Below are 15,506 nucleotides of genomic sequence, written 5' to 3'. Positions count from 1 at the left end.
ATATCAGGACGCGCTAATGCGTCGATGACATTTTCATGAAGACGAGGCCGCAAACGATCAGCAACAGAGCGCAAACACGGGCGAAGTTCAAAGGTTCGCCCAGCAAAACAATGCCAAGGATGAAAGCACCGACAGCGCCTATGCCTGTCCACATAGTGTAGGCAGTTCCCAGCGGCAGGGTGCGCATGGCCAGTGCCAGCAAGACTACGCTGACAAGCATGCCAACGATGGTGATTAAGGAGGGAATCAGTTTTGTGAAGCCTTGCGATTGCTTCATGGAGTAGGCCCAGACAACTTCACAGATGCCGGCCAATAACAAACATATCCAAGCCATAGCAGCTCTCCTTTCAAAGAGCCGGGCCGTCCCGGACATTCATTCCCAAAGTGGGGAAGGTCGTTCCTCCGAATTGAATCTGCTTAGATTCCTTTAAGCCGTACTGGTACTTTAATAACAGCTGGAAGCAGAATTATAACGCACACTGCGGTTTATTATCAGGCTCGGACTGCTTTAGGGCCGTATATACGCATAGCCCTGTTGTTGCCGCTTGATCAGTTGTGACACGCCAGCCTCGACATATCCGAGGTTTTCCAGCATATCCGCCTTGGAAATTTTTTGTGCCCGCATGGTGTTTTCACAGATCACGACATGCGCGCCCATCTTGATGACTTCGTCTATGCGGCTGGCGGCTGGCGACTCGAATTTGAACATGTCTACGCCAGGGCCATAGGCGACGATCTCGACTTCAATATTATCCTTGCCCATGTCTTTGATGACGTTTTTTACATTATTCAGGGCGAGGTCCCATTTGCGGTTGTCACCATCACTAATCTGGAAAACAACTTTGGTTTTTTGCACAACTTGCGTCCTGGCATCCTGCTGCGCCATGACATCGGTTTGCCCCAGAGCCGCGATGGACAGAGCCATAAAAAACACACGTGCATAGTCAGAAACTTGTCTCATCATCACTCCTGTTGCAAATTTATTTGCGGGCATTATTTTCATCAACGATAGCAGATTTATGGCGAGACTCATCATGAAATTTGTAGCTCTTCTTATGATTAAAAGTCTACAGGCAAGAACAAGAATGTTAAAAAGGATTGCTTCAAAGGACTTATCTGGATTACAGTTGTTTTTCCAGTAGTTCAGTTGAGGCTACAAATATCCTTGTTGCAAAGCGATAAGTTGACTTGCAAACAAGGGTATCAACAGTTTTCCAGGACTTTGACATGAAAAAATTGCTCTTGCTTGCAGCTGGTATCCTGACAAGTTTTGCCAGCCAGGCTCAGGCACAAGGCAACTATAGCCTGTATGTCAGTGAAGGTACTTCCGGCGGCCTGGATGCCGCCCAGGTCATCGATAAATATACTGGTCTGGCCGATGTCATGAGCAAGGCCCTGAGCAAGAAAGTGACTGTGGTTGTGGCACGTGAGTTTTCTCAATTGGAAGAAGGTATGAAAGCAGGCAAGATGGATTTTGTCATCGCCCGCCCCAGCGATTACCCTGCGCGCGGTGTGCGCGACTACAAATACCAGCTGGTTTCCACCTCAAAACCTGATGGCCAGTGTCTGCTGATCGTACCCAAGACATCCAGTTTAAAAAACATCAATGATGTCAAAGGCAAGCGGATAGCCTTACCTGAGAAAATTTCATATATGTCGAAATTCTGCTCGGCTGAACTGGCACACAATGGCTTCCAGCTGGCGACAGAAAAAATCCAGTATGCAAAAGAACAGGGAGCAGTCCTGTTTTACCTGGACAATCAACTGGCCGATGTGGGTGGTGTTGCCTCGTATTCCGGGGTTGCCAAAAACCTGGAAAAAACTGGCCACAAGGTCATACATAGCAGCCAGGCCCAGCCTTACCAACCCTTGATCGCTCATCCTAAAATCACGGCAGCGCAAATCCAGTCCTTGAAAAAAGAGTTGGCACAATTGAATGACAATGAAGCAGGCAAGGCTGTACTCAAGCAATTGGGTATCAAGGAATTTGATACCGCCAGCGACGATCAGCGCTTGCGCGACTTGTTGAAATGGCTGGGCTGATTCATGGATGCATGCCCATTTGCCTGACCAGTTGCACAGCCTGTATGCGATTGATGACATTCATAGCCTTGAAGATGGTCGAAACATGGGATTTGACAGTCAGTTCAACGATATCGAGCCGCCTGGCAATTTCTTTATTTGAATATCCCTGGCATAACAAGAGCAAAATTTCCTGCTGACGCGAAGTCAGCTCAAAGCTGCTTGTCGTATCCTTGACTATGCGTTGTCGGGGTACTATCCATTTGCTATCAAGCATTTGTCTGCTGAGTATTTTTGTCAGCACATCGGCAATCACGTCGACGGTGACACTCTTGGAAACAAAAGCGGTGGCACCAGCAGCCAGACAGGCATTGACTTCACGCCTCTCTTCTTGCGCTGACAAGACCAGCAGAGGTGTTGCCGGGTAGAGTTTTCTCAAAAAATTGACCGCCTTCTCACCTTGTATGCCAGGCAAACCCAGGTCCAGCATCAGCAAATCTATTCTGTCGTCAACTTTGAATTTTTTCTGCACCTCTTCCACGCTATTGGCCGACGCAAAAACCATACTCTTGAGCATGCGCTCCATACTGACGATCAAGGCGTCACGATATAGGGGGTGGTCTTCAATCACAAGTATTATTGGGTACATGGCATCCATCATTTATGTTTGAATCGACATTTGCTTCAGTCAAAGAACTCATCATCGGCTTTAGGTGCAGAACATTGCGCCAACCCCAGTTGAACCAGGGCTTTTTGTAAAAAACCTATGGATACCGGTTTGTAGAGTATGGGCATGGCATCGCCTGTATTTTTTAATTGTTCTTCCACCTGCATATCACCGGTGATGATCAGTGCGGGAATGTCGTGATTGAACATGTCACGCAAATTGGCGATGGCTTCCAGTCCATTTTCATTACCACCCAGGTGGTAATCACAAATAATAATGTCCGGGATACGCATATCATCGGCAATTTTATGAATCACTTCGGCACTGCTATGGCCCACCGTGACTTCGCAATGCCATTGCAGCAGACAGCTTTGCGTGGCATGCAGTATGGCGTCGTCGTCGTCAATGATGACTATGCGTTTGCCACTCAACTGGCTGGCATGTTCGCGTTCATCATGGAAGGGCACGACGACTTCTGCCTGCATGTGTGCCCGCGTCAGCAATAAGCTGAATTGCGTACCCTGCCCCAGCTCAGAATGCAGCACCATGGGTATGCTCAATAAATTGGTCAGCCTTTTGACGATAGCCAGGCCCAGACCCAGACCTTTGGTACTGTCACGCCTGTGTACACCCGCCTGGAAAAACTCCTGGAAAATGCTTGCTTGCTGGTGCACGGAGATACCTATGCCGGTATCGCTGATGATGAGGTTCAAGTGCTGTCGCACTTCGGCAAAACTGAGTTCTATCCCGCCACTATGGGTATAACGTATCGCATTGGCCACCAGATTGCGTAAAATCTGTTCCAGCAAATCACTATCGCTTTTGACCCAGGCCTGGGTTTCTGCAACTCTAAAATAAAGCGACTTCTCTTGTGCTTGCGGGGCGAATTCCAGTTCTATTTTTTTCAGCAACTGCGCTAACGGGAATTCAGTTACATTGGGTTCTACTATCCTGGCATCCAGACGCGATAAATCCAGCAGTGACAGAAACATGCCATCCATGGTCCCCGCACATTTTTTGAGTTTGGACAGCAGTCCTTGTGAACTACCCGACAATTCTTCCAGGGATAATGCTTCCAGATACAAATTCAGTGCATGCATGGGCTGGCGCAAATCATGGCTGGCAACTGCCAGGAAGCGCGTCAACTCGCTTTGGTGTTCAAGCTGCAGTTTATTCGCCAGCGCCAGCACGCCTACGGTTTTCTCCAGTTCATCGGTCTTGGATTCTATCTCTTGTTTTTGCTTGGCGATCTCGGCCGTTCTTTTATCGACTTCGACTTCCAGCTGTTTCTTTTGTTGTAGTAATTGCTGCAGGCGATAATGGTAAGTCATCCACAAGATGGCGAACAAAATGCAGGCCAGCAAAACGCGAAACCACCAGGTCTTCCAATATGGCGGAGTGATGGTGATGCGCAGCTGTGCGCCAGTTTCATTCCATATGCCATCCTTATTGGCTGCCTTGACGCGAAACAGGTATTCACCAGGATCAAGATTGGTATAAGTGGCAAAGCGCCGGCTGGCATCCGTATACACCCATTCTTTGTCAAAGCCCTGCAATTGATAGGCATAGCGATTGGCTTGTGGATCTGCAAAATGCAGGGCGGCAAATTCCAGTGAAAATACCGTGTGCGTATACGATAAGCTGATAGATTTGCTGTCCTGGATCTGCCCTTGCAGGCTGAAACCTTCTGCGGTCTTGCCTGCCGCTTGTGGCTGGTTAAAGATTTGCAAACCGGTAATCAGGACTGGGGGTGGAATGGTATTTTCACGGATATTTGCTGGCTGGAAGGCACTCATCCCGGTCAGGCCGCCAAAATACATCGTCTGCTGCGTGTCGCGAAAACAGGATGAGGAATAATACCCCCCGTCTATCAAACCATCTTTGCCAGTGAAATATCGAAATTGTTGACTGGCCGGATCAAAGCGCGCTATTCCGGCATCTGTGCTCAACCACAGTTTGCCAGCCTGATCTTCCATGATGCAATCCACCGCAGAATTGGTCGCATAGTTGTCAAAACCTATCTGGCCTGTTTGCTTGACTTGCATTTTACTCAGGCCAGCACTGGTGCCCAGCCATAGGTTTTTTTGACTATCTTCAAACAGGAAAGTCACAAAACTACTACCCAGACTGGCTGCATCTTTGGGATCATGGCGGTAGTGGCGAAATGTCATGCTCGCCTGGTCCAGCAAGTCCAAACCTTCCAGTGTACCTACCCACAAACGGGCCTGGCTGTCTTCCAGCACGGCCATCACACCATCGTGAGCAATACTGCTGGCATCGGTGCTGCTATGCCTGAAAATACTTAACTGATTGCTGGCCGGGTCCAGGCGCAACAAACCGCGTGTATTGGCAGACCAGAAAATGCCATGATGATCAACCGTGATGTTTTGCAACTGATGCGTAGGCGGCTCCCCAGCCTGCACAGCACGCGGCTGGGCTTTCCTGGCATGCAAATCTACGCTATAGATACCGGTCTCTGTCGCCACCCAGACTTGGTCTTTTTGCCTGGGATACATGCTAAGTACCGTTTTGCCATTGAGCCCATAGGCGCTATTGCCATCGCTGGCGATACCTGTCGCCAGATCCAGGACATTCAATCCACCACCAAAACTGCCCAGCATTAACTGCCCTGGTGCAGCCTCCGCAATAGCAGTCACTTTTGGATTACTAAGGCTACCTGGCTGCCCTCCTGCGACGTAGCGCCAGAAAGCCGGGCCTAGCAAGTCCACATGACTGGCACCGCTGGTCCAGTAGCCCAGCCACAGAATGCCGCTCCTGTCCTGAAATACCGCTTCGACCTGATCGTCGGCCAAACTACTGCTATCGCCCGCCTCATGCAAAAAATGCTGCATATTGTTCGTCACAGGATTCCAGCGTAATACACCTTGTGCATGAGGTATTATCCAGATTTGTCCAGCCTGGTCCTGATACAGTTCCTTGATGGAAGCCTGCTGGATCTTTTCCGGCAAACTGACCTTGCTGCGCTCATCCCAAGGTCTACCTTGCATCCATGACAGCATACCCCTGCGCATGCCCAAGCAAAAATTACCTTGCGCATCGATCAGGACTTTATTCACAGCATTGTTTTTTTTGTCAGCATCTGGCCTGCTATCGACTTGATGATGCACAAAGCTATTACCATCGGCTGCCAGCAAGTCCAGTCCATTTTCAGTGGCCAGCCAAAGCTGTCCACGCCTGTCCAGTGCCATGGTATTGACGCGCTCATGCGCCAGGCTCTGCGCTTGCCCTGCTTGATGATGCCACCAGCGTATTTTTCCGGTAGCGGGGATAAAATGGGCCAGCCCGTTTTCTGTAGCCAGCCATAAACCTTGCTGTCCATCGTCGATGATGTCATTGATGGCACTATTCTGTACTTGCGAGTGAGCGTCGCCGGGTATGACAAAGCGCTGGAAATGATCCCTGTTCCTGTCATACAAATGCAGACCACCTGCAGCGGTGATGATCCACATGCGGGCCTGGCGGTCAAAATAAATTTGCCTTACCCAGTCGCTATTGAGGCTATGTATATCATCAGCCGTATTTTTGTACGATGTGAAACGATAACCATCAAAACGGACCAGGCCAGCTTGTCCGCCCATCCATAAAAAACCTTGGGGGTCTTGAGCAATCGTTTGCACAGATTGCATAGGCAAGCCCTGCTCCAGGCTCACATGTTGAAAGCGCAAACTGCGCAAGGCGGACGCTTGCGCCAATAAAGGGAATAAAAATACCACCAATACCAACGAATGGAATAGGTAAGTATTTCTTAAATGGCGAAGTGCGTTCAAATCAGCAGGCCCGAAGGAAAATCAAACAAGATATGATGACAAATGCCTGGTAGGCACTATCGTCTACAACTGCAGCGTTTGGCGTATACCTTGGCTTCAGTTGTACTTGGGATTCTAACCTTCAGTAACTGGATAGTGTGAGGGAAAGGCCTGGAACGGCTGATTGGCGGGATGGAACTACCTATTTTTGAGACGAAGCGCGATAATCTTGCCGGGCAGGCTGAAAATTGCCATTCAGCCCGCCTTGTATGCCTGCAATATGACTTACTCTACATTCAGGGACGGAGGTGTTGGCTGAGAACTACTGATAGTCTCGCTCACCTGGGCTTCTATCCTATGCTGTTGTGACCTGGGCTCGGCCCTTTCCACGACGATATTCCAGCGCTTCAGGTAGTTGGTGACTGAGCGTATATGCATACGAACACCTAGATGTTTCTTGATGAGCTCTGCTACCGCAGGACGGTTCCAGTCTGAAAAATCCAATTGCAACTGACGCGGCTTCTTGTCGCGTATCATCTCTTGTATTTCCTGTTCCTGCTCACTGCTTAAGGCACGCCCTTCGCCAGTGCGACGACCACGCTTGTGCGGCAGTATGGCATCGGCCCCCTGGTTCAGGTAGCGCGTGATAATCAGGCACACTGCCGTATAGCTGAGACCAAGCTCACGCGCAATCTGCACTTTCTTGGCACCACGCTGATGCGCACGCACCACCTGGCGGCGTCTTTCATATTGTTCCAGTGCACTCAGGCTTCTGGCATCTTCTTTGTGTACCGAGTTTGCTGAATTTACTATTTGCGAACCCATTTGCATGACCATATTCATTCTGACATCCTTAAGTCGACATATTCAACTCCGATAAGGGACAGAATATAGGCGATTTAAGGCTTGCCGTGCCCCATACTTAAGTATGAACGCAGCAAGCGCGGGCCTTGCCTGAGCCCTGCCTGCATGCATTTGATGAGTTCAGTCTTGCATACTACCTGGGTGTCCATGCGTGCTGATGCTGGCTGCTCGCTCAATAGCTCAGGCTGCAACAAGATGCTGGCCATGATGAAAAAACTGCAGCAAAATATCAATGCACGCATGATACCCTCACTCTTTATACTGCCCGACCAGCCGGGAACACTGCACTCACTTGCATGAGTTGCTTCCAGCGTCTGCCTAAAGTCGCCAGGGTAACAGTCACTATCCAGCCACAGATGAGCCACACTGGCAAACCTGGCATTAATTTGTGCAAACCCAGCGAGGCCAGTCCCAGTATGAATGGCACGCCATAAGCCTTCAACATGGCAGTCTGATAGACAGAATTAATACGCGCATAGTTGGTCAGATTCATGACACTCAAGGGCAAGAGGCTAAAACAAATAATCCAGACCATTTCAGCCATGGACTGAGAAGCCGGAGAAAAATGCACTGTTATGCCGACCACCAGGACCGTCATCAGCCAGAGGCCAAAGAACTGACGTAATAAAAACTTCAACATGATTTTGCTTTGCTCCTGCGCAGAAGGCAGATTGGCAGCCAGCATGAGCAAGCCTTGCTCAACCCTGCGTTGCTGCACTGAATGGCGTGCGAGAGAAACATAGATAGGCGGCAGGAGGATATAGGACACCACTGCAGCAAAATACGCCATGACCATGTTCTTGTCATCGAACTTTGATGACTGGCCCATGAAAAGCAGGAAGTAAACACTCAAGCCCGCACTCATCACCGTCACCGATAGAAAATTACTCAACCAAAAAGCCTGCCAGCCCAGCGAAAATGGAATTAATTGCCCAACTGTATCTGGTGCCTTGCGCACTCTTTCCAGACATGAACGCAGCAAAAAACCATACAAATTGACGAAATTCAACATCTGCTGATTTGTGCGCATCTCCTGGCCATTCATGACTTTTTGCATCGCCGCAAAGTTCTCTTCTCGCTTGAAATGCTGATCACCACGGATAGCAAAAATCCAGTGCAAGACCAGCGCTGTCAAAGCCAGCCCAGCCAGCAGCAACAAGAGGGGATGATTCCAGCTCGATTGCTCTATCCTGCTGAATTTATCTTCCAAAAACATAGGTAGTTGCGTCATCAATACAATCAGCAGGGCGACCCATTTACTACGCAAAGTTGCGCAATACATCAAAAAAACGAGCACTCCCAGCAACCAGTTTATGAAGAAATATTCAGGCGACTTCAAGTTGATGGCCAGTGAAATAAGGATAGGGATCAAAAGAACCGGGAGGGCCAATGCCAGCTGCATCTGGCGCTTCATGCCGGGCACCAGGCCAGCATTGGCAGGCGTATATTGCAAGGCGATACTGGGTACCAGCAAAATAAACCAGAGCAGTAGTGAGAGCGCCAGGACAGCTCCCAAGCCTATTGCCAATGCCAATGCCAGCAGCACTAGCCTCAAGTCTGCTTTTGGTCCGGCGTGATTTAACATGACAGCCAAAGGTATCACGGCAACCAGTCCAAGTAAAATATACATAACTTTTAAACTAGCAGTATTGATGCGTGCATACACAGGCTGCATCCATACGGAAATAATGGCTTTCATATTTTTTCTTTCGCAACGCGTTTGAATTGTTGATCAGGCAGATATGTCATGATGTTTTCAACGTGTCATTTCTATGAACAAGTCTTCCAGGCTCAGTTTGTCTACCCGCACATCCGGGCGCGCCTGCAAGAACTGCAATTGCTCGGCGCTGAATTGCGCCAGCAATTTGCCATCAGCTTGTCCTGGCTGGCGCAGGATTTTTACCGCCTGCAATTGCTGCAGCACAGCTGGCGTTGCGGTAACGCGCACCGTGTTATCCATCAGGTCATCCAGGGCCTGTTGATGGACGATGCGTCCTTCATGAAGAAAAGCGACATCCATGGCGACTCTCTCCAGATCAGACAAGATGTGCGTAGAGAACACGATGGTGGTTTGCTTGTCGATGACACGGTCTATCAATTCACGCAAAAAATCACGGCGACCGGCAGGATCAAGACTCGATACCGGTTCATCCAGTATCAGCAATTCTGGTTCATGCGCCAGCGCACGGATGATGGACAGTCGCTGCTTTTGTCCTACCGAGAGTTTATTGATGACCTTGTCATACGGCAGATCCCAGGCTTGCATCAAAGACTGTACCTTGCTCTCATTCCAGCGTGGGTATAGCTGCTGGAAATAGGCCAGCATTTGCCGGGCAGTCAGCCATTCAAATGTATCACTGCGTTGTGGTACATAGGCGATCCTGGCCTTGGTGACAGCGCTTAGCTGACCAGCGACTTCGCCATATAAACTGCTGCTGCCTGCATCGATATCTCGCAAACCCAATAAGCATTCTATCAAGGTGGATTTACCTGCACCATTACGCCCCAGCAGGCCAACAATACTGCCTGGCGCGATCTGCCAGTCCAGGTTTTTCAATACGCTTTGACCGCTGAAGGATTTGCTCAATCCTTGTATTTGTAGAGGTGCGTTCAACTGAGCTTGCATGTTCATTTTCCTTTGAGAATACTGGTCAAGAGTGTGATGACTGCCTTGGAATCCAATTCCAGCTGGCGTGCTTCGAGGGCAATGCGTTCCAGACTGGGCCTGAGTAATTCCAGTCTGGATTCCAGATCAGAGTTGCTGCTGGCCTGGGATGCCACTTCCATGCCCAGGCCCCGGCGACGTACCAGCAAGCCTTCAGCCTCAAGCATGCTGTAGGCCTTGGATACGGTCATGGGATTGACTCCCAGCTCACTGGCAACATCGCGCACGGAGGGCATGCCATCTCCGGCAGCAATCTGCCCACCCGCCTGCAAGCGCCGTAATTGCTCGATCAACTGCCGGTATATCGGCTCGCTACTGCCCGTCGCCACCTGAAATATTTCTGCACCCAACTGGCGCGAGTGCAGGGGCGTCATGTTTCATGCTCCATGGTCCGACCTTTCATTGTTGTTAACTGGTTAGGACTTACGCAAAACCGCCCCAGCTGCGTTGCAGCTCCCGCATTTAGCAAATTAGGTACTAAAGTACTGTCTTCGTCGCTACGGTGTAGTTGGGGTTTCAGACAACATGTTGTCTGCCAACGTAACGAGCCTCCCATGCAAGGGTGGCTTCATAAAAGCGTTAGCCTTGCTGGGACAATTTTGCGTAAGTCCTACTGGTTGTCCTGATCATGCCTCCTTGATAATAAGGAAGACAGAACCAATACACCACCAATACAAGTCTAATACACCACCAATCAGTGTATTAATATAGTAATACAGTAAATTTACAATTTCAAGGATTTTTTTAGCCCTGTTATGCATGCCTTAAAAGCAAACGGCCATAAAAAAACGCCAGCATAGCTGGCGTCTCAAGTAATGCAATACTGCGATACCGCAAACAGGCGTCAGAATTGACGCCTGCCCTGATGATGCTTTTCTTTATGCAATCAGATTGCCAGTCGAAATCGTACCTATCGTGCCCGTCAATTGTACAAAGAAGTCGGTATTATCAAAATGGGTGACATCTGAACCGGTATTCTGAACCAGATAAGTACCCGCTGCTGTACCTGTTTGTATCGTGATCAGGTAAGCCTGGTTTGTCTGGGTAAAAACGACGGCAAGGCCTGCAGCAATCGTAGTCAGGTAGTTGCCCGTATCGGCATTGCCGATGATGTAGGAACCCACACTCGCCGCATTGACGCCAGTCTTGAAGTAATCAGTGCCTGTCGAGTTGAAGTTGCCTACGATGTCTACCTGTGTCCTGTTCGACATATTGGCACCAGTTTCTATCAGGGTTTCAGAACCAGAACCTGAGAACTGCAGGTTGATGGTATCCACAGCCGCACCACCAGTGATGGTGGTGGAAGAGGAGCTGGAACCGAGCAGGTTCAGAGTCTGGCCGCCAGTACCCAGGACAATGGTATTGTCGCCTGTGCTCTTGGTATAGTTCAAGGTCACGCCCGCACCATCCTGGTTGGTGATGCTGGTTGTACCAGTACTGCCCGCCACGCTGATGATTTCGACGTTGGCGATCTTGGTGCTGAAGTCCAGGTTCTGGACGCTGGTGGTGCCAACATTGAGAACGTCAATACCATTGCCACCATCAATGGTGGTCAGGAAGTTGGCGATCTGGTTGGCCGTGAAATTGAAGACATCCGTACCGGTACCACCAATCACGCTGACAGCCACGTTGGCTGAGGTGAAGTTATTGGTGCCGTTGGCCAGGTTGTACTTTTCTACGGTACTAAAGGCGGTGACCGTACCAGCGGTTGTCAGGTTGATGGTTTCGGTTCCTGAAGCATTGACGGTGCCGGTAAATTGCGCCATCTGCGCCGCAGTCATGGTGATGTTGGCATTATTGACGACTGTCAGGTTTTCAAAGCCAGTGACAGTGGCATTGCTGATATCTGGTATAGACGAGAAGAAGGCCAGGCTGTCTGTACCAGTATTGCCAGCAGTATAAGTGCCGAGGATGGTTACGCCATTCAGGGCCAGGCTGTTATTGCCACCACCCAGTGCTGCAGTGCTGGAAACCGTGCCATTGATCGTGACATTGTCGTTACCTGTACCACCCGTGTAGTCAACCCCCGCCGTGGCGGAGTTCATATTGACGGTATTAGTACCGGTGGCGCTGCCTTTGACAGTCGCCGTACTTGTCAGGGCATTGGCGGTCCAGGTAAAGCCACCGAGGGTAATGCCGCTGGCATCGACATTAATCAGCGAGGTGCTGGTGGCTGGCATGGTCAGACCTGCATTGCCGCTGACATAGATGTTCTTGACCGAGCTACCGAGGATGGTCAGCGTGTCATTGAAAAGACCTGTAGGCGTGGCCTGGCCGTCAACTGTCGTGATATTGAAAGTCTCGACGCCGGACGCCGTAATACCCGTGGTGGCAAAGGCAACGGCAGTAGTACTGGCATCTGTCAGTACCAGATTGACGATATCGTTGACACCGCCGGTAAATGCAGCATTGGAAAAGGTCATGGCGGTACCGGTGCCTGTCAGTGTCACGGTGCTATTGCTGGCCAGGTTACTCAAGGTCAGCCCGTTGGCGCCTGCGCCCAGGGTGATGTCGGTGTAGTTACCCAGGGTTTGCACATCGACGGTCTGGGAGGTGACGCTGGTCAGACGCAATTTTTCGAAACCTGTCACATTGCTGGCAAACGTACCCGAACCGGAGGCGACAGCAGCATAGGCTGCGGACAGGACGATGGTGTCGGTGCCCAGGCCGCCATTGATCACGATAGGCAATAAGGCCGTGTTAGGGATGATGGTGTCGTTGCCTGAGCCACCGTTGATGGTGGTGAAGCCCGCAGAAGTATTGTAGGTGATGGTGTTGGTGCCATTCGCCAGATTCAATACCTTGAGATTGCTGAGTGTGCCGCCAGTGCTGCCATTGTTGATGCTGACTGTGCCTGCCGTGGTCAGGGTCAGTATATCGGTGTCTCCCGCATTACCGGCGATGGTCGTACCATTGAGGCCAGGGATGGTGGACATGAAGATGTCATTGGTACTCGCCGTACCGTTGTAAGTGCCGCCCGTAGTGACCGAGACCGCATTGGCAATGCCAAAATCATTGACAAAGATAGTACCTGTTGTGCCACCCAGTTTGACGATGAAATCGCTGGCATCAACTGCACCTACACTGCCACCAATATTCTGGAAGGCATAAATGCCCGCCGCAGTACCGCTGTTAACGGTAATGGTATAAGCCTGACCTGTATTTGCCAGGCTGGCGCCCGCTGCAGTTGCCGCTGTTGCGATGGCTGCGGCCAGGCTGCTGCTGTCGGCATTGGCAATAGTCAGATTAAACAATGAAGTTGGCAAAACACCGGTAGCAAAAATGTCTGCACCTGCTGCCTTGAAATTATTGACTGTATCAATGGCAGCGATGTTTGAGCCAAGCGCGATGACATCCGCACCAGTTGCAGTGGTGGACAAATTGATGATATCCGCACCAGAACCGCCAGTGATGGTCGTGCGGCCTGTACCCGTGCCCAGGATATTGAGGGTCTGGCCACCTGAGCCCAGGGTGATGTTGTTGATGTCGTTAGCGGCAGACTTGGTAAAGTTCAGCGTGACGCCTGCGCCGTTTTCATTCGTCACGGTCCAGGCTGGCGTCGTACCGCCGGTGACGTTGATGACTTCTACATTGCTGACTTTGGCAGACAGGTCAAGAGCTGCTGTCACTGCACCGACATTCAGAGTATCCGTCCCCGCACCGCCATTGATGGTGGCGGCAGCAGCGATAATGGCTGAGCTGGCAGTGATGGTGTCATTACCCGTGCCACCCGTTACAGAGACCAGACCGGTTGCTGCTGTGAAGGTGTTGCCGCCATTTGCCAGTACATAATTTTCTACATTGCTATTGCCAGTAATACTGCCGGCAGTCGTAATGTTGACTGTTTCTGTCCCTGCGGCAGTGAAGCTGGTAAAGCTGGCAAACTGTGCTGCTGTCATGGTGACAGACGCGTTATTGTTGATATTGACGGTTTCAAAACCACTGACATTGGCCGCGCTGATATTGCTGCCATTGAACAGGTACAAGGTATCAGATGTGCCAGAACCAGCTACAAAGGTGCCGGTATAGGTTTTGCCTTCCATGATCAGAGTATTGTTGCCTGCACCCAGATTGATATTGCCAGCCAGCATGGAGTTGGCACTATTCGCCAGATCAACATAATCATCGCCTGAGCCGCCATTGACGGTGGTAATGCCAGAATTCGCTACCGTGAAGAAAACCACATTGGCAGCAGTACTGTTCAACGTCAGCGTCTTGATATTGGTGATGGTATTGCCACTACCGATATTCACCGTACCACCACCAGAGATGGTGATGGTGTCAGAGTCAGCATTGTTACCGTTGACGGTTGTACCGACCAGGGCAGCGGCATTGCCTGTGAAATTTTCATTGAGACCAGCCGTGCCATTGAATGTTCCACCGGCAGTCAGCGCAGTACCATTGGCAGCCTGGCCACCGCCATTCGATGGGCTGGTGCCTATGGTACCGGCGATGGCGGCACCACTGCCGGATACCGTCACAGCACCGGAAGTCGTACTGTTATTCACACCACCACCAGTCGCATTCGAAGCTGATGTCACGTCATACACCAGCGTACCACCAGTGATGGAGATATACGACAGGTCGATATTGTTTGCACCAGCGATGTCATCCACGATAGTCAGTTGATGTGGACCTGCACCAGAGAAGGTCAATACCGGGCCAGACAGATTCAGTGCTGCACGCGCAGCGATCAAGGCAGCGTATTGACTTGCCGTAATGACGACTGCTGAATTTGAAACAATGTTTTCCACGCCAGACAATATTGCACCAGCCAGATTGATCGCACCGTAAGTCACCAGTGTATCGTTACCAGCACCCAGATTGATGGTGTCTGTGACTACACGTGCCGCTGCTGTTGCAGTGGATTGTGCATTCAGGTTCACACCGTTTTCTGTCACGTTGTATGTACCGGCAACATAGTTACCCAACAACACAACGCGGTCTGCGCCAGCGCCGAGTTGCAGGAAGTTGGCGCCACGGCCCAGTGTCACGTCCAGTGCAGATTGTGCTGTCAATGCGCCTGCATCGATAGATACGCCGACTGTTGCGTTAGCAACGTTGGTGTTGTCGATAGCACGGATCGTCAGACGTTCTACGTGAGTTGTTGTGTTTGCAGCCTGGAAGCTGTCAACCAATGCATCAACGATGGTGTCATTCAACTGGATTTGGGACACTTGAGTAATCGCTGTGTCGTTTGTCAGTTCGATGTTACCGATGTTTTTGATGCCGTTGAAGTCACCGATGGAAGCGTTTGTTGCATTACGCAGTTCGATAACGTCGTCGTTCTTTTGGCTGTTGTTGGTCGTGATTGTGTCAACTGCACCACCGTCAATCGCGTGGGAGCCATTGAAGTTCGCATCTGTGAAGATGATACGGTCGGCTGTGCGGGAAGCACCTTCTTCGCCTTTGTAGCTGAAGCGGCTAGTTGCGCTCAGTGTACGTGCGTCGATGACGACTGCGCTTTCAATGCCTGTACCAGCTGTCAGGTCAGCAGAGTTAGCACCGTTGTTGCCTGTGT

At 50.5% G+C, this 15,506-nt stretch carries 11 protein-coding genes; 1 reads left to right on the top strand and 10 read right to left on the bottom strand.

Going from position 1 to position 15,506, the window contains the following annotated elements:
* Positions 1-13: 13 nt before the first annotated feature.
* Positions 14-334 carry a quaternary ammonium compound efflux SMR transporter SugE gene (sugE, locus tag ACO0LF_RS27200; protein WP_423019810.1) on the bottom strand — a complete coding sequence of 107 codons (321 nt, stop codon included), beginning with the start codon at positions 332-334 and terminating at the stop codon, positions 14-16.
* Positions 335-508: 174 nt separating this feature from the next.
* Positions 509-964, bottom strand: a complete 456-nt coding sequence (locus ACO0LF_RS27195) for a DsrE family protein (RefSeq protein WP_423019808.1) — start codon at positions 962-964, stop codon at positions 509-511.
* A gap of 263 nt (positions 965-1,227) precedes the next feature.
* On the opposite strand from ACO0LF_RS27195, the gene ACO0LF_RS27190 reads away from it, so the two are divergent.
* Positions 1,228-2,043, top strand: a complete 816-nt coding sequence (locus ACO0LF_RS27190; protein WP_423019806.1) for a phosphate/phosphite/phosphonate ABC transporter substrate-binding protein — start codon at positions 1,228-1,230, stop codon at positions 2,041-2,043.
* A gap of 1 nt (position 2,044) precedes the next feature.
* Here the strand turns inward: ACO0LF_RS27190 and ACO0LF_RS27185 are convergent, their stop codons facing one another.
* The 8 genes from ACO0LF_RS27185 to ACO0LF_RS27150 form a co-directional block, all read right to left on the bottom strand.
* Complete coding sequence (locus tag ACO0LF_RS27185; protein ID WP_423019804.1) at positions 2,045-2,671, bottom strand: LuxR C-terminal-related transcriptional regulator; 627 nt, start codon at positions 2,669-2,671, stop codon at positions 2,045-2,047.
* Between the two features lie 35 nt (positions 2,672-2,706).
* Entirely contained in the window at positions 2,707-6,423 is a 3,717-nt protein-coding gene (locus tag ACO0LF_RS27180) for a two-component regulator propeller domain-containing protein (protein WP_423019802.1), read from the bottom strand.
* A 318-nt stretch (positions 6,424-6,741) separates the two neighbouring features.
* A complete protein-coding gene (locus tag ACO0LF_RS27175) occupies positions 6,742-7,299 on the bottom strand; it encodes a helix-turn-helix domain-containing protein (RefSeq protein WP_423019800.1) in 558 nt (185 codons plus the stop codon).
* A gap of 56 nt (positions 7,300-7,355) precedes the next feature.
* Complete coding sequence (locus tag ACO0LF_RS27170; RefSeq protein ID WP_423019798.1) at positions 7,356-7,562, bottom strand: hypothetical protein; 207 nt, start codon at positions 7,560-7,562, stop codon at positions 7,356-7,358.
* A gap of 14 nt (positions 7,563-7,576) precedes the next feature.
* Entirely contained in the window at positions 7,577-9,019 is a 1,443-nt protein-coding gene (locus tag ACO0LF_RS27165; protein ID WP_423019796.1) for a hypothetical protein, read from the bottom strand.
* A 57-nt stretch (positions 9,020-9,076) separates the two neighbouring features.
* Complete coding sequence (locus ACO0LF_RS27160; RefSeq protein ID WP_423019794.1) at positions 9,077-9,946, bottom strand: ABC transporter ATP-binding protein; 870 nt, start codon at positions 9,944-9,946, stop codon at positions 9,077-9,079.
* A 2-nt stretch (positions 9,947-9,948) separates the two neighbouring features.
* Complete coding sequence (locus tag ACO0LF_RS27155; protein WP_423019792.1) at positions 9,949-10,359, bottom strand: GntR family transcriptional regulator; 411 nt, start codon at positions 10,357-10,359, stop codon at positions 9,949-9,951.
* Positions 10,360-10,863: 504 nt separating this feature from the next.
* A partial coding sequence (locus ACO0LF_RS27150; protein ID WP_423019790.1) for a beta strand repeat-containing protein occupies positions 10,864-15,506 on the bottom strand: 4,643 nt, incomplete at its 5' end.

The sequence above is a fragment of the Undibacterium sp. Di27W genome (genome assembly GCF_049340345.1).
Taxonomy (GTDB): Bacteria; Pseudomonadota; Gammaproteobacteria; order Burkholderiales; family Burkholderiaceae_D; genus Undibacterium.
This window is presented reverse-complemented; position numbering and strand designations above follow the sequence as displayed.

What these genes read in the sequence shown, in the direction of transcription:
- sugE (WP_423019810.1), bottom strand. Translation starts at nt 334, where the DNA reads ATGGCTTGGATATGTTTGTTATTGGCCGGCATCTGTGAAGTTGTCTGG.
- ACO0LF_RS27195 (WP_423019808.1), bottom strand. Translation starts at nt 964, where the DNA reads ATGATGAGACAAGTTTCTGACTATGCACGTGTGTTTTTTATGGCTCTG.
- ACO0LF_RS27190 (WP_423019806.1), top strand. Translation starts at nt 1,228, where the DNA reads ATGAAAAAATTGCTCTTGCTTGCAGCTGGTATCCTGACAAGTTTTGCC.
- ACO0LF_RS27185 (WP_423019804.1), bottom strand. Translation starts at nt 2,671, where the DNA reads ATGTACCCAATAATACTTGTGATTGAAGACCACCCCCTATATCGTGAC.
- ACO0LF_RS27175 (WP_423019800.1), bottom strand. Translation starts at nt 7,299, where the DNA reads ATGAATATGGTCATGCAAATGGGTTCGCAAATAGTAAATTCAGCAAAC.
- ACO0LF_RS27170 (WP_423019798.1), bottom strand. Translation starts at nt 7,562, where the DNA reads ATGCGTGCATTGATATTTTGCTGCAGTTTTTTCATCATGGCCAGCATC.
- ACO0LF_RS27165 (WP_423019796.1), bottom strand. Translation starts at nt 9,019, where the DNA reads ATGAAAGCCATTATTTCCGTATGGATGCAGCCTGTGTATGCACGCATC.
- ACO0LF_RS27160 (WP_423019794.1), bottom strand. Translation starts at nt 9,946, where the DNA reads ATGCAAGCTCAGTTGAACGCACCTCTACAAATACAAGGATTGAGCAAA.
- ACO0LF_RS27155 (WP_423019792.1), bottom strand. Translation starts at nt 10,359, where the DNA reads ATGACGCCCCTGCACTCGCGCCAGTTGGGTGCAGAAATATTTCAGGTG.